The organism is Bacillus cereus group sp. BfR-BA-01453, assembly GCF_022662915.1.
GTDB lineage: Bacteria > Bacillota > Bacilli > Bacillales > Bacillaceae_G > Bacillus_A > Bacillus_A paranthracis.
The window spans coordinates 124,329-142,564 of the sequence record NZ_JAKUEN010000002.1; the positions used below are offsets into that span (position 1 = coordinate 124,329).

The window sequence follows — 18,236 nt, forward strand, 5'->3', positions numbered from 1 at the left end:
ATAAATGAACAGAAAAGAATATTTTTTAGAATTAAAGGAGACGTTTATGCAAAAGTTTGAACAAGCTGTTTCATATATTGAAAATGGTGAAGCGGAAAAAGGATTACAATTATTAAAAGAACAATTAAAAATTGCGAATGATGAAGAGAAGTATGATATCGCTCGCTATTATCATACACTTGGATTTACGGATGAAGCGTTAGCTATTACAGAAGACTTACGTTTATTGTATCCAGAGGAAAGTGAATTCACTGTATTTTTAGCAGAATTATATATTGATCTAGACAAAGAAGATGAAGCGATTGAAGTGCTTCATGATATTCCAGAAAATGATGATTTATATGTTCAATCGTTATTACTTGTTGCGGATTTATTCCAAATGCAAGGTTTCGATGATGTAGCAGAACAAAAACTATTAAAGGCGAAAGAAATGATGCCTGACGAGCCTGTCATTACGTTTGGATTAGCAGAGTTATATAGTAGTAAAGGTGAAGAACAAAAGGCAATCACTTATTATGAGTCGCTATTAGCGGAACATAAAGTAATGGGTGGTGTTGTCATTGCGCTACGCCTTGGAGAAACGTTAAGCGCGATTGGAAATTGGGAAGAGGCGATTTCTTACTACGAAGCAGGTTTAGAGGAACAAAAAGATATTCACTCATTATTTGGATATGCCTTCACGTTATACCAAGGTGAAGAATACCAAAGAGCAATTGGTGCTTGGCAAGAACTGAAAGAATTAGATCCTGAGTATGCATCGCTTTACATGTATTTAGCGAAAAGTTATGAAAAAGAAGGGATGCTTCAAGAAAGCTATGAAACACTTCATGAAGGAATTAAAGTAGATGAGCTTTCTGTACCATTTTATGTAGAATTAGCAAACATTGCGGCGAAATTAGGGAAAATTGCGGAAGCAGAGGAAGTACTTCAAAAAGCGCTTGAGTTAGATCCAGGACATTTAGGTGCAACATTAAAATATGCGTACATCTTAAAGGAACAAGAAAAATATGAAGAGTTAATCGCTGTTGTAGAGCGTGCAATTGATAGCGGAGAACCAGATACACAACTACTTTGGGATCTTGCATTTGCAAAAAAACAATTAGAAATGTATTCGGATGCATTAAAACACTATGAAAGTGCATATACTTCTTTTAAGAATCATCCAGACTTCTTGGAAGAGTACGGTTATTTCTTATTGGAAGAAGGTATGCGAAAAGAGGCGAAAGAAGTATTTACTCAGTTAATACAACTAGACCCGACACAAATTCATATTGAAGAATTGTTATATAATTTAGAGGATTTTTCATAAGTTGGAAGGAAACTGAATGCCGCTTCTTGAATCTAAAAAGAAAAGAGAAAGACAGAGGAGGGACTTAATTGCTATGAATACCCCTGTTTCTGTAAACGAGAAGAAGGATTTTGTAAAATGGTTTTTGAATAATTACCAACTGAAACAGCGTGAATGTGTATGGATTTTGAATTATTTAATGAGTCACGACCAATTGATGCATAAAGTCCACTTCGTAGAGCATGCAAAATATTGTCCGCGTGGCTTAGTAATGTCCGCGAATTGTGTAAAAGATACACCGTTTCACTTTTTTAAACAAAATGTTATGACAACAGATGCTGAAAAATCGTTTCATGATATTCGTTTAAATCGAGATGAGGATATTTATATTCAACTCAATTTTAAATCATCGTTTCAAAATGCCAATTACGTAGCTGTATTAGAAGAAAACCCGTATTTACCAAAGCACATTGAAGTAAATGAAAAAGATCGTTTACTTGCAGAAAGATTTTTAGAAGAAAGTGTATTTTCTTTTAGAAGAGAACGTCTTTTGAAACAAATTGATGAAGCGCTGGATAAGCAAGATAAGGAAGCGTTTCATAGGTTAACAGCGGAGTTAAAGATGTTATAGAATTCATTTGGATTCATGAAATTTTACAAATTTCAGACTTTTTCAAGAAAAACTACCTTAATATAGGTAGTTTTTCTTTTTTTACCTCTTTTAGTATGGTTTAATATATATAAAGTGAAAGTTCTGTCATTTATAGGTGGGGGAGGGAAGACATTTGAAATGGATTGTAAAAGATGTGGAACAGTTTGAGCAAGCAAGAGAATATGTAGATACAGGTATTATACCACTTTTATCAATTTCGGCAGCGAAAGAAATGAAAACGGTAGTAGAACAAGGTGAATTTATTGAACTGTTGAGTATGGAGTTGGAAAGAGAATATAAAGGAAGAGTCCTTTTATTACCTGCATTTACGTATTTAGTAGAAAGTCAAAAAAATGAAAAAGGTCGTTTGCAAGAATGGACAAATCATTTACAAAAGCAAGGTTTTAAGCATATTGCTTATGTTACAAGTGATTTTTCATGGAAAGAAGATATGCAAGAATTGCAGGGAGATTTATTTTGGTTTCCTTCATTAGCGTTAGAACAATTTAGTGATCAAGCGAAAAGAGAAGTGATTCATGCACATATAAAAAATATAATGGTAATGTTAGAAGAAAAATGGGGAAAACAATAATAAACAGAAAGTTCTTATTATTATGAGTAGTATGATATTGACCTGTGCATGAGCGTATTATATCATGATAGTGTCCTAGTTTTTATTTTTTATATAATTTATCACGAGGGGACAATTTCTGATAGAGGGGGGAAATTTTCGTGAGCGAGAAAGAACATCGTGTGTCAAGAAGACAGTTTTTAAATTACACTCTTACAGGGGTAGGAGGCTTTATGGCAGCGGGTATTTTAATGCCGATGACGCGATTTGCGCTTGATCCGGTGTTAAGAAAAGAAGCGGGAACGGATATGGTTGCTGTTGCACAAGTAAAGGATATTACAACAGAGCCGAAACGTTTCGATTTTAAGGTGAAGCAGGTTGATGGTTGGTACAAGTCCGAAGAGCCAAAATCAGCTTGGGTTCATAAAGATGAAAGCGGAGACATTGTTGCGTTTTCTCCGGTATGTAAACATTTAGGATGTACAGTGAACTGGAATTCGGACAAAGCACATCCGAATCAATTCTTTTGTCCATGTCACGGGGGCCGTTACACAAAAGACGGGATAAACATTAAAGGCACGCCGCCCCTTGCTCCACTTGATGTATACGAATCTAAAGTGAAAGATGGAACGTTGTATCTAGGAAAAGCGAAGCCAAGAGGGGGTGCAAAGTAGATGCTAAATAAAATTTATGATTGGGTAGATGAAAGGTTAGATATTACACCAATATGGCGTGATATCGCTGATCATGAAGTACCTGAACATGTAAACCCGGCACATCACTTTTCTGCATTCGTTTATTGCTTTGGCGGACTTACCTTTTTCGTTACTGTCATTCAAATTTTATCTGGAATGTTTTTGACGATGTATTATGTGCCTGATATTAAAAATGCTTGGGAATCGGTTTATTATTTGCAAAATGAAGTTGCATATGGGCAAATTGTTCGTGGTATGCACCACTGGGGTGCTAGTCTCGTAATTGTAATGATGTTTTTACATACACTTAGAGTTTTCTTCCAGGGTGCGTATAAAAAGCCTCGTGAGCTAAACTGGATTGTTGGTGTTCTTATTTTCTTTGTTATGTTAGGTCTTGGTTTTACCGGATATTTATTACCGTGGGATATGAAAGCGTTATTTGCTACGAAAGTAGGGATTCAAATTGCAGAGCAAACGCCGCTTATTGGTCCTTACATTAAAACATTACTCGCTGGTCATTCCGAAATTGTTGGCGCTCAAACATTAACTCGCTTCTTTGCTATTCACGTCTTCTTCTTACCAGCAGCACTTCTAGGTTTAATGGCCTTCCACTTCATCATGATTCGCAAACAAGGTATTTCCGGTCCGCTATAAGAGATTGCTAAATTAAAGGGGAAAGAACTAAAGGAGGGAGATTATGCATCGCGGCAAAGGGATGAAGTTTGTAGGAGATTCTCGGGTACCAGTAGCTCGAAAACCCAATATTCCAAAAGACTATTCTGAATACCCAGGGAAAACAGAAGCATTTTGGCCGAACTTCTTGTTAAAAGAATGGATGGTTGGTGCAGTTTTTTTAATCGGTTATTTATGTTTAACAGTGGCGCATCCGTCACCGCTTGAGAGAATGGCGGATCCAACTGATGCTGGGTATATACCACTTCCAGACTGGTATTTCTTATTCTTGTATCAGTTATTAAAGTATTCTTATGCTTCTGGCTCATTTACTGTAATTGGAGCGTTCATTATGCCAGGGATTGCGTTTGGCGCATTACTGTTAGCTCCATTTCTTGATCGAGGCCCAGAAAGACGCCCATTGAAGCGTCCTGTAGCAACGGGATTTATGCTTTTAGCAGTTGCATCGATTATCTTTTTAACTTGGGAATCTGTAGCACACCACGACTGGGAAGCTGCAAAAAAACAAGGAGCAATTGTAAAAACAGCACCAGTTGATAAAAATGATGAAGGTTATAAATTAATGCAAAAAAATACTTGTTTAACATGTCACGGTGACAATTTACAGGGCGGCGCAGCAGCACCGGCACTGCAAAATTTAACTTTGAAGCCAGAAGAAATTGCTAAAATTGCGAAAGAGGGAAAAGGTTCCATGCCTAAAGGTGTATTTAAAGGTACAGATGAGGAACTGAAGAAGCTTTCGGAATTCGTTGCAAAGTATAATAAAAAATAATAAAAAGCTGACTACAAAATTTGTAGTCAGCTTTTTATTTTGATGATAGAAAGTTTACTATATAATAGAGTAGAGTTTGATGAAAGAATGAAAGGTGTTGGACATACAGCTTGGTTTACTTGTATGCAATGTTAAGGCAACGCTCTGTATTATTATTTTTATTAGTTGTTAACATATTAGGTACAATATACGGATTTATATGGTATGGAAATCAATTAAAAGAAACTTCACCTATATTTTGGCCGTTTGTACCCGATAGTCCTATGGCAAGTCTCTTTTTTGTCTTTGTTTTAATCGCTTTTTTAATGAAGAGAAACTTTGGATTAATAGAGGCGCTAGCGATTGTTACTTTAATAAAATATGGTATATGGGCTGTTGTTGTAAATGGGGTTATGATCTATGTAAAAGGTCCTATTGGCCTTATCGGGTATATGTTAATGCTTTCGCATTTTGCGATGGCAGTACAAGCAGTGCTATATGCACCGTTTTACCGTATAAAAAAATGGCATTTTGCGGTAGCCGCTATATGGACATTACATAACGATGCAATTGATTATTTGTTCTGGCAAATGCCGAGATACGGAATTATGCATTTGTTTGTAGGAGAAATTGGTTATTTTACGTTTTGGCTAAGTATTGCTGTGCTATGTATTACATATTATTATTGCTTACGCGAGAATCGAAAACAGTTTTCTTTATGATAGTTAGAATATGTAGGGGGAGAAAATGAAGAAAAATACGAGTGGTACAAAAATATTAGATCGATTGATTACGATAGTTGTTTCATATAGCATAGCATTTTCTATATTTGCACTCGCAACAACGGCGGTTGTATACGGAAAATGGCTATATTATTTTGAAATTGATTTTTTAAACATTCCAGATTTAGCAGATATGACGAAGGATGATATTAAAAGAAATTATGATGTGCTTATCACATATTTATCTCCGTTTTATGACGGTGCATTACAGTTGCCCACATTAGATATGTCTACAAATGGCCGTATTCATTTTGTAGATGTGAAAAATATTTTAGTAAAGATACAATATGTAATGTATGCGACAATTATGATTGCAATGATAGGCGGCATGTATTTATTAAAAAAGAAAAATGAAAAGTTTTTACTACATGGATCTATTTTAACAATCATTTTTCCGATAGTGTTAATGTTACCGATTGCTATTAATTTTGAAAAGAGTTTTGTGATATTCCATAAGCTTTTATTCAGTAATGATTATTGGGTTTTTGATCCTGAGAAGGATCCGATTATATTAATGTTACCAGAAGAATTCTTTATGCATGCTGCGTGTGCTATTTTATTATTCATTTTATTTGGTAGCATACTTTGTTACAGTTTGTATAGATACTTTTTAAAAAAGAAAAGGATGTCAAATAAAAAATTCTCTGCTTAAAGAGAATTTTTTTGTTTGTAAAACGATAATATATTTTTCGGTCCAGTTCTGTTCTATTCTTGTCCACATTAACATATTTTGTACTAGTAGTTATAGGGGGGACCGTGATGAAGAGAACATTAATTGGACTGATTGCATTTCTAATTATCATGTTTCCGTTACGTATATATGCTGAGGAGTGGAGTGAACTAACAGGGTTGTTAGATGACTCATTACAATTAGTGAAGCGTAATGAAGATGAAAAAGCAGTACAAGTATTACAACATTTCTCGGAGCAGTTTGTCATAAAGGGGAATGAAAAGAAGCAGGAAGTAACGCCAGATCAAGTTAGAGTTATTTCTTTAGCTTATGACAAGGCGAAACAATCTCTCGCGGAAGAAGATGTAAGGAAACAAGTTAAAATTGATAATGTGTTAGCCCTGCAGCTCGCTGTCGATGCGCAAGTATCGAAATATCAACCACTTTGGATGGAAAGAGAAGGAAAAGTAATGGATGCCTTTTCTCAAATGGAAAAAGCGATGAAAAAAGAAGATACGGGACAGTTTCAACAAACGTTAAACACATTTTTACATGAATTTAATATTATTTATCCAAGCTTAATGATTGCCTTGCCAGAAAATGAAGTGCAGCGTGTAAATGCCCATTTATCTTATTTGGATGAATTTCGTAACGTTATGTTAAAAACAAAAGGTGGGCAAATGCAATTAGGAATCATTAAAGGGGATTTGCAAAAAATATTTCATACAGTAAAAAAAGATGAAATTGCACCTTCTCTCATTTGGTTTATGACAATTACTGGAGGTCTTATTTTATTCACATTAACTTATGTTGGGTGGAGAAAGTATAAAGGAGAGAGAGAAAAAAGAAAAAGCAATGTACATTCTAAGAATAGATAATGTAATAAATAAAGATTCGGATTGTAAGGTTTATTCATTGACAATGGTGGCAGAAGAAAATAGAATGAGAAGTACTATAATTAAAACTTCAATGGAGGTTCATGATGTTTTATTTAATTTACTTCGCGATCATTTTGATCATACCGTTGTATGCACAGTCAAAAGTACGTAGTGCCTATAGCAAGTATTCACAAGTTTATTCAACATCAGGTATGACAGGAGCAGAAGTGGCTCGGAAAATTTTAGATGAAAATGGATTATACAACGTAGCTGTAGAAGAAACACCAGGTCATTTATCAGACCATTATGATCCAACTGCCAAAACAGTTCGATTATCAACAGATAACTATTACGGTCATTCAGTTGCTGGTACAGCAGTTGCAGCACACGAAGTAGGACACGCAATTCAAGATGCAAAAGATTATAACTTTATGCGTATTCGTCATTCGTTAGTGCCAGTTGCGAACTTTGGATCGAATATTTCTTGGATATTTATTATGATCGGTATTTTTGCATCGATGGCCAACATGATATTTTTAGGTATCATTTTAATGGCAGCAGGTGTTGTGTTCCAACTTGTTACATTACCAGTTGAGTTTGATGCATCAAAGCGTGCGATGCAACAAATTGAAGCGTTAGGTATCGTATCAACAGATGAATATGGGCAAGCTCGTAAAGTATTAAATGCGGCAGCATTAACATATGTAGCAGCTGCAGCCGTAGCGGTATTTGAATTATTACGTCTCGTATTGATTTATACTGGTATGCAGCGTAGCGATGACTAAAGACTATCAATTTTGATAGTCTTTTTTGTTTTGTGGATTGAATTATATAATGTATTTCAAATAGAAATAATAGAAGTAATGTGGAAAGGCGGTGGGGGAAATGAAATATCCAGACCATTTAGTAAAACAGGTGAAAGAGCGTAGTGCTCCTTATCAATTAGAAGGTTTTTTAAGTGGACAAGGCCCTGAAAATCCGAAATTTATGTTGTTAGGAGAAGCGCCTGGTGAAACAGAAATTCATAATGGGATTCCGTTTAGCGGGAGAGCGGGAAAACAATTAATGGGCTTTTTAGAACGTATTCACGTTACAAGGGAAGAAGTATATATTACGAGCGCTGTACGAAGCAGACCGTATAAATGGCGAGAGAAAAAAGAACGAAATGGTGAGATTGTACAGAAAAAGTATAATAGAACGCCAAATCAAGGAGAAATACTCGCCCATGCACCTTTGTTAGATTATGAATTAGAGAAACTAAATCCGAAGCTAATCGTCACACTTGGCAATATAGGTCTTCAACGTTTAACAGGAAAAGGTAAAAAAATCACAGATGTACACGGGCAATTATTAAAACAGCCCATTCAAAAATTAAAGGATATGCAAAGTGCAGAATTTACATGGTCAGAGAAAGAATATCATATTTTTCCGACCTTCCATCCTGCTTCTATTTTTTATAATCGGAGCTTATTGGAGCTTATTTATGAGGATTTAGAGAAACTTAAGCAATATGTAATAAAAAACTAGAAAAGCTAAAAAGCTTTTCTAGTTGTGTTTATGTATGTAACGGATTTTTATTTTCATCTAATGTAAAACCTTCACCAACTACATCATGCACGTCACTTACAGCAACAAAGGCGTGAGGATCTACAGAAGTAATAATATTTTTTAATTTCACGATTTCATTTTTAGCAACAACGCAATACAATACGTTCCGTTCCACTTTTGTATAAGATCCAACAGCTTTTAAAAAGGTTGCTCCGCGCTCCATCTCAGATAAAATCTTAGCAGCAATTTCATCGTTTTTATCTGAGATAATCGTTGCTCCTTTTGCTGCATAGGCTCCTTCTTGCATAAAATCAATGACTTTCGCCCCGATAAAAACAGCAACTAACGTATACATGCCTTCGCGATATGATAAATAGGTAAGGATAGAGACGATAATAACGATAGCATCAAACATAAACATCGTTTTCCCCATACTCCAGCCAACATATTTATGAGCGAGTCTCGCAATAATATCTACACCGCCAGTAGTTCCGCCGTATTTAAATATGATCCCGAGACCGATACCAATAAATGCCCCAGCAAATAAAGCGGCGAGTGTCATATCATTTTGTAAGTTTACATGTAAGTTGAGAACTTCGTAACGCTGAAAAATCCATAGAAATAAAGATACGCTAAAGGTACCGATTAGTGTATAGATAAACGTTGTTCTTCCAAGTAACTTCCAACCAATAAAAAATATAGGGATATTTAAAATTAAGTTTGAATAAGAAGGGTCAAACTTAAATAGAAAATACAATAATAGTGTAATCCCGGTAAATCCACCTTCTGCAAGGTGATTTTCAATATTGATATTCACAATACCGAAAGAAAAAATAGCGGAACCGATTAAAATAAAAATGATATTTCGAATCTTCAAATTTGATGTCATATAGAAATCCCCCTAATTATGTAAATGGCATTGCTCCGCTGAAACGGTAAAACATAATGATAAGTAATTTCTAGTTGCTAGTGAAAATAGTGAAGGCTATAAAAATCGATTGGTTCTGGTTGATTTTTTGCCAAAAACGCAAAAGAAGTTTCACTTTATTATAATCTTTCCCAAAAAGGGTCGCAAATAGGTGTTTGGCGGGGAATAATATTTGTCAAATCGCGATGAATTGGCTAACATGAAAGAGGAAGGATTAGAGGTGAATTGTATGGAAGCGAAAACGATGAAGGATATGCAGAAAGAAGTAGATGCATATATTGGTCAGTTTAAAGAAGGTTATTTCAGTCCACTTGCAATGATGGCTCGTTTAACGGAAGAAATGGGGGAGCTTGCAAGAGAGGTTAATCATTATTATGGTGAGAAACCGAAGAAAACAACTGAAAAAGAACGTAGTATTGAAGAAGAGCTTGGAGATGTATTATTTGTTATGATTTGTATGGCAAATAGTTTAAATATTGATTTAGAAACAGCACATAACATTGTAATGAATAAATTTAATACTCGCGATAAAGATCGCTGGACACGTATTGATGAGGGAGAGAAAGAATAATGAAAGAAATGAAAGTAATTATCGCTGGACCAAGAGGACGTATGGGACATGAAGCAGTTCTTCTTATGGAAAGAACGGAACATTTTAATTTAGTAGCAGCAGTGGATTATAAGCATGGTGGAGAGAAAATCTCTGATTTACCGGGAATGCCAGCGCTAGATGCACCTATTTACGCAGATTTACATACTTGTTTAGAGGAAGTAGAAGCAGATGTGTTGTTAGATTTAACAACGCCAGAAGTTGGGAAACAACACGTTACACTAGCAGTTGAGCGTGGACTTCGTTCAGTTATTGGTACAACTGGATTTACAGAAGAAGAGCTAAAACAATTAACCGAGACTGCGAAAGAAAAAGCAGTAGGAACAATTATCGCTCCAAACTTTGCAATTGGTGCAGTTCTTATGATGAAATTCTCACAAATGGCAGCGAAGTACTTCCAAGATGTTGAAGTAATTGAATTGCATCATGATCAAAAACTAGATGCACCATCTGGTACTGCGGTAAAAACAGTAGAATTGATTCGTCAAAATCGTGAATCCAAGCAGCAAGGTCATCCAAATGAAGTAGAGCAATTAGAAGGAGCTCGTGGTGCAAATGTAGACGGCATTCACATTCATAGTGTACGTTTACCAGGACTTATTGCACACCAAGAAGTAATGTTTGGTGGAGACGGACAAATGTTAACAGTTCGTCATGATTCATTCAATCGTGCATCATTTATGTCTGGTGTAAAACTATCAATTGAGACAGTAATGAATCTAGATCATCTTGTGTACGGTTTAGAGAATATTATCGACTAAAGGGGAGACAACGGATGAAAATTGCCTTAATCGCACATGACAAAAAGAAAAATGACATGGTTTCGTTTGCATACGCATATAAACCAATTTTTGAACAACATGAATTATTTGCAACAGGAACGACAGGGCTTCGTATTATGGAAGCGACCGGTTTAGTTGTAACAAGATATCAATCTGGTCCTCTTGGTGGCGATCAAGAAATTGGTGCAATGATTGCGAAAAATGATTTAGACATGGTAATTTTCTTCCGCGATCCATTAACAGCACAGCCGCATGAACCGGATGTGAATGCATTGCTTCGTTTATGTGATGTATATGCAATTCCACTTGCAACGAATATGGCAAGTGCTGAAATGTTAATGCACGCATTAGAGCGAGGAGATTTAGATTACCGCAAGTTAAGAAAATGAGGGGAACAATTATGAGTGGATTACATATATTAGCGTTTGGTGCCCATGCCGATGATGTTGAAATCGGCATGGCGGGTACCATTGCTAAATATACGAAGCAAGGGTATGAAGTAGGTATTTGTGATTTAACAGAAGCTGATCTTTCTTCTAACGGAACGATAGAGTTAAGAAAAGAAGAAGCAAAGGTGGCAGCTCGTATAATGGGAGTAAAAACGAGACTAAATTTAGCGATGCCAGACCGCGGTTTGTATATGAAAGAAGAGTATATACGTGAAATTGTAAAGGTAATTCGTACATATAAACCAAAACTAGTTTTTGCGCCGTATTATGAAGATCGTCATCCAGATCATGCAAATTGTGCAAAACTTGTGGAAGAAGCTATTTTTTCAGCGGGAATTCGCAAATATATGCCAGAGGTTCCACCACATCGTGTGGAGTCTTTTTATCATTATATGATTAATGGTTTTCATAAACCGAATTTTTGTATAGATATTAGTGAATACGTATCGCAAAAAGTGGAAGCATTAGAAGCGTATGAAAGTCAGTTTTCAACAGGGAGTGATGGTGTGAAAACGCCGTTAACAGAAGGTTACGTTGAAACTGTAGTCGCTCGTGAGAAAATGTTTGGAAAAGAAGTTGGAGTCTTATATGCCGAAGGGTTTATGAGTAAGAAACCGGTTTTATTACATGCTGATTTAATAGGGGGATGTAAATGAAATTAAAAATAGGTATTACATGTTATCCTTCTGTAGGTGGTTCTGGAGTTGTTGGAACAGAATTAGGAAAGCAATTAGCGGAACGCGGGCATGAAATTCATTTTATTACATCGGGTTTACCATTCCGGTTAAATAAAGTGTATCCAAACATTTATTTTCATGAAGTGACGGTAAATCAATACTCTGTATTTCAATATCCACCATACGATTTAGCGTTAGCGAGTAAAATGGCAGAGGTTGCACAAAGAGAAAATCTAGACATTTTACATGTGCATTACGCAATACCACATGCCATTTGTGCTTATTTAGCAAAACAAATGATTGGAGAGCGTATTAAAATTGTTACAACCTTGCATGGAACAGATATTACTGTGTTAGGATCCGACCCTTCGCTAAATAATTTAATTCGTTTTGGTATTGAGCAATCTGATGTTGTGACGGCTGTCTCGCATTCATTAATTAACGAAACGCATGAGCTTGTAAAACCAAATAAAGACATTCAAACGGTATATAACTTTATAGACGAACGTGTATATTTCAAACGTGATATGACCCAATTAAAGAAAGAATACGGTATAAGTGAGAGTGAAAAGATACTCATTCACATTTCAAACTTCCGTAAAGTGAAACGTGTGCAAGATGTTGTGCAGGCATTCGCTAAAATTGTTACAGAAGTAGATGCGAAGTTGCTTCTTGTTGGAGATGGACCAGAATTTTGCACGATTTTACAGTTGGTGAAAAATTTACATATTGAAGATCGCGTCTTATTCTTAGGGAAGCAAGATAATGTTGCAGAACTACTTGCGATGAGTGATTTAATGTTGCTTTTATCAGAGAAGGAGAGTTTTGGTCTTGTTTTATTAGAAGCGATGGCGTGTGGTGTACCTTGTATCGGAACAAGGGTTGGAGGTATTCCAGAAGTCATTCAACATGGTGATACAGGATATTTATGTGAAGTTGGCGATACAACAGGAGTGGCAGATCAAGCCATTCAGCTATTAAAGGATGAAGAACTTCACCGTAATATGGGAGAGCGAGCAAGAGAAAGTGTTTACGAGCAGTTTCGTTCTGAAAAAATCGTCTCACAATATGAAACGATTTACTATGATGTACTAAGGGATGACAAAAATGGAAAGATTTAAAAAAGCTAGTTCTATTATTGAGACTTTAAAGCAACAAGGGCATGAGGCTTACTTTGTCGGTGGAAGCGTACGAGACCTTATTATCGATAGGCCGATTGGAGATATTGATATTGCGACATCTGCTTTACCAGAAGAAGTGATGGCTATATTTCCAAGACATGTTCCTGTTGGTCTTGAACATGGAACTGTAATTGTAGTAGAAAATGGTGAGCCTTATGAGGTAACCACTTTTCGAACAGAGAGTGAATATGAAGATTTTCGAAGACCTAGTAGTGTTCAATTTGTTCGTTCATTAGAAGAGGATTTAAAACGTCGTGATTTCACAATGAATGCAATTGCCATGACAGAAGAAGGCGAAATGGTCGATTTATTTGCTGGACAGGAAGCGATTCAAAAGAGAGAAATTGTGACAGTGGGAAATGCTGCGGATCGTTTTCAAGAAGATGCCCTGCGAATGATGCGTGGTATTCGGTTCGTAAGTACGTTAGGTTTTTCTTTAGAGACGAAAACGAAACAAGCAATTGAAACATATGGACATTTGCTGGAACATATAGCAATTGAGAGAATTACAGTGGAGTTTGAAAAACTGTTAACTGGCACATATTGTGTGAAGGGTCTCAAAGAATTAGTAGAAACGAAACTATTTTCTCATCTGCCGTATTTACAAATGTCAGAAGAAAGATTGCTAAAAGCTACGCAGTATAACTGGGATTCTTTTGAAACAGACATTGAGGCATGGGCATTTTTCTTATATTGTATCGGGGAAGAACATCCATCTGTCTTTTTACGTCAATGGAAGTTTTCGAATAAAAAAATAAAAGATATCGTCGCAGTTTTATTAACAATCCGTAAGAGAAAGGAGAAGGATTGGGATACAGTTCTTCTTTATAAAACGGGAATTCATATAGCTGAAATGGCAGAAAGAGTATATGAATCGATGATTGAAAGCTATGATCATACAGCTGTTAACCGGGTACAAACGTTGTTTCAAGCATTGCCAATCAAGAGTCGACAAGAGATGAATGTGACTGGGAATGATTTGTTAAACTGGGCAAGTAAAAAGCCCGGTCCATGGGTTGCTGAAATGATTCAAAAGATTGAGGAAGCAATCGTACAAGGAAACGTAGTTAATGAGAAAGAGTGTATAAGGGAGTGGCTGCAAGAATGCAATCTACTATAAGAAAGCAGTTATTGCAAGTTTTTTCGGAAGCCGATGGCGAGTTTGTATCTGGCCAAACGATTAGTGATAAACTTGGTTGTTCAAGAACCGCTGTGTGGAAACATATGGAGGACCTTCGGAATGAGGGATATGAACTTGAAGCTGTGCGTCGATTAGGCTATCGAATTGCAAGTAAGCCAGACAAAGTGACTGCGAATGAAATTCAGTTAGGGTTACAAACGAAACATATTGGTAGAACAGTGTATTTTGAAGAGTCTGTTGAATCAACGCAGCATATTGCAGCAAAGCTTGCTTATGAAGGTGCAGAAGAAGGAACGATTGTTGTGGCAGAAGAACAAACAGCGGGTAGAGGTCGTTTAAGCAGAAAATGGCATTCACCAAAAGGAACAGGAATTTGGATGAGTATTATTTTACGTCCATCGATCCCGGTTCATCGTGCACCACAACTTACTTTGTTAGCCGCTGTTAGCGTTGCGCAAGCAATTGAAAAGTGCACAGGTGTAAATGTAGGAATAAAATGGCCAAATGATATTTTAATTCAAGGGAAAAAAGCTGTAGGTATATTAACAGAAATGCAGGCTGATCCTGATAAAATTAATGCTGTTATTATGGGTATTGGTATTAATGCGAATCAAAAGCAAGAACATTTTGATGAGGAAATTCAGCATATTGCTACTTCTTTAGCGATTGAATCTGGTAAGCCAATTGTTCGTGCAGAGCTTATGCAACAAATCTTTTTACAACTAGAAAAATTATATGAAGAGTATTTACAAAATGGTTTCTCTGTCATTAAAATTCTTTGGGAAAGTTACGCTGTGAGTATCGGGAAAGAAATTAACGCTCGAACGATGAGAGAGACGATTACGGGTGTAGCAAAAGGAATTACAGAGGATGGTGTATTGCTCCTAGAAGACCATGAAGGAAAAGTACATCACATTCATTCTGCGGATATCGAAATTAAGTAAAAGAAGTTCCTATTTTGGAACTTCTTTTTTATTTCAATATTTTTGAAATGAGTTTGCGGTGCGATAATGAATTTTTTAGTATTCACTTGTCATTTGACGATTACTTTTCCCTCCATTCCTTTAAGAAGGTGATACCGGCATATTAATTCATATGTACCAGTATTTTTAGGTTTCACAGTAATATTTTTTTCTTTTCCTGACTCGACTACGACGTCAATGCCGAGTTTTTTTACTGTAAAGGTGTGCTCACTCTTGCCTTTATTTTTCAATAGCAATGTTGTTGATTCTTCAATTGGAATCGTGATGACGTTCGGTTTAAAGTAATCATCGTTTAGCTCGACTTCAATCACCTTGGCAGACTCAACAGGTTGTGTTACGACGTTAATTGAGGCAAATACATTGAGGGAATTTAAAGTTGTTACTCCCACAAGCATCACAAGAAAACCGATGAATCGAAATAACCATGTGCTTATAGACATTAGCAATTCTCCTTTTGTAAGTATGTTTCCTCAATTAACCTGCATCATTATTTTAAGAGTTATACTATGCATGTAAACAAATTTGTTTATCTTTCTATGCATACGTTATTTAAAAATTTCACATACCGTAATAAGAATAAAAATTATTTTTTCAAAAAAATGTAGTAATTCCTTTTTGGAGTTTGCTATAATTAGTTCGAATATGGGCAGTATCAGAGCGAACTGCACCATGATTCGATGCAATACGAAAAATAATAACTTGGATTCTGCCTTGATCCAATAACGGACTGGGACAGAGGGATGAATAATGCCGACTAACACACAACCCTTCTGCCCTTTTATGGCCAGAGGGGTTTTTTATATGATTTCGGCCATCTCCTCTCTCCTGTATAAAGGAGGAGTAGTTTTTGAAAACAAAAACAGATTTTTTGAAAATGAAAGAGCAAGGTGAGCCGATTACAATGCTAACGGCGTATGATTATCCATCTGCTAAATTAGCAGAAGAAGCGGAAGTTGATATGATTCTAGTTGGAGATTCCCTTGGGATGGTTGTGCTCGGCTATGAATCAACAGTACCTGTAACAGTAGAGGATATGATTCATCATACGAAAGCTGTACGCCGAGGAGCGAAAGAGACGTTTATTGTAACTGATATGCCATTTATGTCGTATCATGTGTCGCCTCAAGATACGATGGTGAATGCACGCCGCATCGTTCAAGAGAGTGGTGCTCATGCACTGAAGGTAGAAGGTGCAGGAGAAGTGATATCAACTATTCATTACTTGACGAGTGCGGGAATTCCTGTCGTGGCACACTTAGGCTTAACTCCTCAATCTGTAGGAGTGTTAGGTGGCTATAAAGTACAAGGAAAAGATGCTGAAAGTGCAAAAAAATTAATAGAAGATGCGAAGAGATGTGAGGAAGCTGGTGCGATAGCACTTGTGTTAGAATGTGTGCCAATGCAGCTAGCAGAATTTATTTCGAAGCAACTAACAATTCCAACGATTGGAATTGGAGCAGGACAAAAAGTGGATGGGCAAGTACTCGTTTATCATGATCTTATCTCATATGGCGTAAATCGTGTTCCGAAATTTGTGAAGCAATATACGTCTGTTCAAGAGGAGATTGTGCGAGGGATTTCACAATACGTAACTGAAGTAAAGACAGGGCAATTTCCGGAAGAAAAACATTCATTCACAATGAAAGAGGAAGAATGTTTAGCGTTATACGGAGGAAAACAATAATGAAAATCATAAATACAGTGCAAGAGATGCAGCAAATTACAAACGAACTACGTGCAAGTGGAAAAAGTATTGGTTTTGTCCCAACGATGGGTTATTTACATGAAGGTCATGCGACTTTATTACGTAAGGCAAGAGAAGAAAATGAAATTGTAGTTTTAAGCGTGTTTGTTAATCCGCTACAGTTTGGACCAAATGAAGATTTAGATCGATACCCTCGTGATATTGATAGAGATGAAAATGTAGCAAAAGAAAACGGTGTAGATTATTTATTTTATCCGAGCGTAGAAGAAATGTATCCAGCAGAACAAACGACAACAGTAGAAGTTGTGAAGCGTACCGATGTGTTATGCGGAAAACAAAGACCTGGTCATTTCGCTGGTGTTGCGATTGTACTAATGAAACTATTTAATATTACATTGCCAACACGTGCTTATTTCGGTATGAAAGATGCACAGCAAGTTGCTGTCATTGAAGGATTTGTCGCTGATTTTAATATTCCGGTTACAATCGTACCGGTGGATATTGTAAGGGAAGAAGATGGATTAGCCAAAAGTTCTCGTAACGTGTATTTATCACCAGAAGAGCGTGAAGAGGCTCCTCATTTATACCGCAGTCTATGTATAGCGAAAGAAAGAATTGAGACAGGAGAACGTAATGCAGAAATCATTACAACTCTTGTGAAAGAGTATATTGAGACGTATACGAAAGGCACTGTAGATTATGCTGATTTATATACGTATCCTTCACTACAAGTAGTGGATAAAATTGAAGGACGAATCATTTTAGCAATTGCAGTTAAATTTGACAATGTACGATTAATTGACAATATAACATTAACGGTTAAATAAGGGGGAGCATCTATGTTTCGCACAATGATGAGAGCGAAGCTACATCGCGCAACAGTAACAGAAGCAAATTTAAATTATGTAGGTAGTATTACAATTGATGAAGATTTAATGGATGCAGTAAATATTGTAGAAAACGAAAAAGTCCAAATTGTAAATAATAATAATGGTGCTCGCTTAGAGACATATGTTATTAAAGGGGAACGTGGTAGTGGTGTTGTTTGTTTGAATGGTGCAGCTGCAAGGCTTGTACAGCCAGGAGATAAAGTTATTATTATTTGCTACGGTCTAGTGGCAGAAGAAAATATTCATAAACAAGAGCCGAAAATTGCAGTATTAGACGATGATAATCAAATTATTGAAATGTTAGGTGCTGAAAAAGCGGGTACGATATTATAAGTAAGAAGGCTATCTCTATTATGGAGATA

23 protein-coding genes are annotated in these 18,236 nt (G+C 36.3%); 21 read left to right on the forward strand and 2 right to left on the reverse strand.

What is annotated here, in order from left to right; translation table 11 throughout:
* The first annotated feature begins 46 nt into the window (after positions 1-46).
* From MR070_RS05385 to MR070_RS05435, 11 genes are all read left to right on the forward strand, one after another.
* Complete coding sequence (locus tag MR070_RS05385) at positions 47-1,309, forward strand: tetratricopeptide repeat protein (protein ID WP_001168676.1); 1,263 nt, start codon at positions 47-49, stop codon at positions 1,307-1,309.
* A gap of 73 nt (positions 1,310-1,382) precedes the next feature.
* Positions 1,383-1,919 (forward strand): ReoY family proteolytic degradation factor, encoded by a 537-nt coding sequence (locus MR070_RS05390; protein ID WP_001095923.1) that lies wholly within the window; start codon positions 1,383-1,385, stop codon positions 1,917-1,919.
* A gap of 154 nt (positions 1,920-2,073) precedes the next feature.
* Positions 2,074-2,532, forward strand: coding sequence for a YpiF family protein (locus tag MR070_RS05395; protein WP_000871301.1), 459 nt, complete (start codon positions 2,074-2,076; stop codon positions 2,530-2,532).
* Between the two features lie 140 nt (positions 2,533-2,672).
* Entirely contained in the window at positions 2,673-3,185 is a 513-nt protein-coding gene (qcrA, locus tag MR070_RS05400) for a menaquinol-cytochrome c reductase iron-sulfur subunit (protein ID WP_001290418.1), read from the forward strand.
* Positions 3,186-3,860, forward strand: a complete 675-nt coding sequence (gene qcrB, locus MR070_RS05405) for a menaquinol-cytochrome c reductase cytochrome b subunit (protein ID WP_000932700.1) — start codon at positions 3,186-3,188, stop codon at positions 3,858-3,860.
* Between the two features lie 43 nt (positions 3,861-3,903).
* Entirely contained in the window at positions 3,904-4,671 is a 768-nt protein-coding gene (gene qcrC, locus MR070_RS05410) for a menaquinol-cytochrome c reductase cytochrome b/c subunit (protein WP_000554607.1), read from the forward strand.
* A gap of 110 nt (positions 4,672-4,781) precedes the next feature.
* A complete protein-coding gene (gene lhaT / locus MR070_RS05415; protein WP_000262837.1) occupies positions 4,782-5,372 on the forward strand; it encodes a lipoprotein heptaprenylglyceryl N-acetyltransferase LhaT in 591 nt (196 codons plus the stop codon).
* A 25-nt stretch (positions 5,373-5,397) separates the two neighbouring features.
* A complete protein-coding gene (gene lit / locus MR070_RS05420) occupies positions 5,398-6,084 on the forward strand; it encodes a lipoprotein intramolecular transacylase Lit (RefSeq protein ID WP_242260712.1) in 687 nt (228 codons plus the stop codon).
* 107 nt (positions 6,085-6,191) lie between these two features.
* Positions 6,192-6,980, forward strand: a complete 789-nt coding sequence (gene ypjB / locus MR070_RS05425) for a sporulation protein YpjB (protein ID WP_000831595.1) — start codon at positions 6,192-6,194, stop codon at positions 6,978-6,980.
* 104 nt (positions 6,981-7,084) lie between these two features.
* Positions 7,085-7,765, forward strand: a complete 681-nt coding sequence (locus MR070_RS05430; RefSeq protein WP_000499536.1) for a zinc metallopeptidase — start codon at positions 7,085-7,087, stop codon at positions 7,763-7,765.
* Positions 7,766-7,865: 100 nt separating this feature from the next.
* Positions 7,866-8,507 carry a uracil-DNA glycosylase gene (locus tag MR070_RS05435; RefSeq protein WP_242260714.1) on the forward strand — a complete coding sequence of 214 codons (642 nt, stop codon included), beginning with the start codon at positions 7,866-7,868 and terminating at the stop codon, positions 8,505-8,507.
* A 28-nt stretch (positions 8,508-8,535) separates the two neighbouring features.
* Here the strand turns inward: MR070_RS05435 and MR070_RS05440 are convergent, their stop codons facing one another.
* The gene (locus MR070_RS05440) at positions 8,536-9,417 is read right to left on the reverse strand and encodes a YitT family protein (protein ID WP_000203308.1); all 882 of its coding nucleotides are present in this window, start codon (positions 9,415-9,417) and stop codon (positions 8,536-8,538) included.
* Between the two features lie 268 nt (positions 9,418-9,685).
* Here MR070_RS05440 and MR070_RS05445 point away from each other — a divergent pair, with 268 nt between their 5' ends.
* From MR070_RS05445 to MR070_RS05475, 7 genes are read left to right on the forward strand one after another with little or no spacing between them, the layout of a single operon-like run.
* Positions 9,686-10,027 (forward strand): nucleotide pyrophosphohydrolase, encoded by a 342-nt coding sequence (locus tag MR070_RS05445; RefSeq protein WP_002108639.1) that lies wholly within the window; start codon positions 9,686-9,688, stop codon positions 10,025-10,027.
* The gene (dapB, locus tag MR070_RS05450; RefSeq protein ID WP_000661724.1) at positions 10,027-10,827 is read left to right on the forward strand and encodes a dihydrodipicolinate reductase; all 801 of its coding nucleotides are present in this window, start codon (positions 10,027-10,029) and stop codon (positions 10,825-10,827) included. Before MR070_RS05445 ends, dapB begins: the two co-directional genes overlap by 1 nt.
* Before the next feature lie 14 nt (positions 10,828-10,841).
* A complete protein-coding gene (mgsA, locus tag MR070_RS05455) occupies positions 10,842-11,237 on the forward strand; it encodes a methylglyoxal synthase (protein ID WP_000684765.1) in 396 nt (131 codons plus the stop codon).
* An 11-nt stretch (positions 11,238-11,248) separates the two neighbouring features.
* Positions 11,249-11,953, forward strand: a complete 705-nt coding sequence (gene bshB1 / locus MR070_RS05460; RefSeq protein ID WP_242260716.1) for a bacillithiol biosynthesis deacetylase BshB1 — start codon at positions 11,249-11,251, stop codon at positions 11,951-11,953.
* Entirely contained in the window at positions 11,950-13,095 is a 1,146-nt protein-coding gene (bshA, locus tag MR070_RS05465) for an N-acetyl-alpha-D-glucosaminyl L-malate synthase BshA (RefSeq protein ID WP_000768296.1), read from the forward strand. The genes bshB1 and bshA overlap by 4 nt, the downstream gene beginning before the upstream one ends.
* On the forward strand, positions 13,082-14,275 hold the full coding sequence (locus tag MR070_RS05470) for a CCA tRNA nucleotidyltransferase (RefSeq protein ID WP_242260718.1): 1,194 nt from the start codon (positions 13,082-13,084) through the stop codon (positions 14,273-14,275). The genes bshA and MR070_RS05470 overlap by 14 nt, the downstream gene beginning before the upstream one ends.
* On the forward strand, positions 14,260-15,240 hold the full coding sequence (locus tag MR070_RS05475) for a biotin--[acetyl-CoA-carboxylase] ligase (RefSeq protein ID WP_138322237.1): 981 nt from the start codon (positions 14,260-14,262) through the stop codon (positions 15,238-15,240). The genes MR070_RS05470 and MR070_RS05475 overlap by 16 nt, the downstream gene beginning before the upstream one ends.
* An 89-nt stretch (positions 15,241-15,329) precedes the next feature.
* Here the strand turns inward: MR070_RS05475 and MR070_RS05480 are convergent, their stop codons facing one another.
* Positions 15,330-15,719, reverse strand: a complete 390-nt coding sequence (locus tag MR070_RS05480; RefSeq protein ID WP_000028418.1) for a cupredoxin domain-containing protein — start codon at positions 15,717-15,719, stop codon at positions 15,330-15,332.
* A gap of 407 nt (positions 15,720-16,126) precedes the next feature.
* On the opposite strand from MR070_RS05480, the gene panB reads away from it, so the two are divergent.
* From panB to panD, 3 genes are read left to right on the forward strand one after another with little or no spacing between them, the layout of a single operon-like run.
* A complete protein-coding gene (gene panB, locus MR070_RS05485; protein ID WP_044790543.1) occupies positions 16,127-16,963 on the forward strand; it encodes a 3-methyl-2-oxobutanoate hydroxymethyltransferase in 837 nt (278 codons plus the stop codon).
* On the forward strand, positions 16,963-17,811 hold the full coding sequence (panC, locus tag MR070_RS05490; RefSeq protein WP_000691779.1) for a pantoate--beta-alanine ligase: 849 nt from the start codon (positions 16,963-16,965) through the stop codon (positions 17,809-17,811). Before panB ends, panC begins: the two co-directional genes overlap by 1 nt.
* Positions 17,812-17,823: 12 nt before the next feature.
* Positions 17,824-18,207: an aspartate 1-decarboxylase gene (panD, locus tag MR070_RS05495; protein ID WP_000490176.1), complete on the forward strand. Its 384-nt coding sequence runs from the start codon at positions 17,824-17,826 to the stop codon at positions 18,205-18,207.
* The last annotated feature ends 29 nt before the right edge of the window (positions 18,208-18,236 follow it).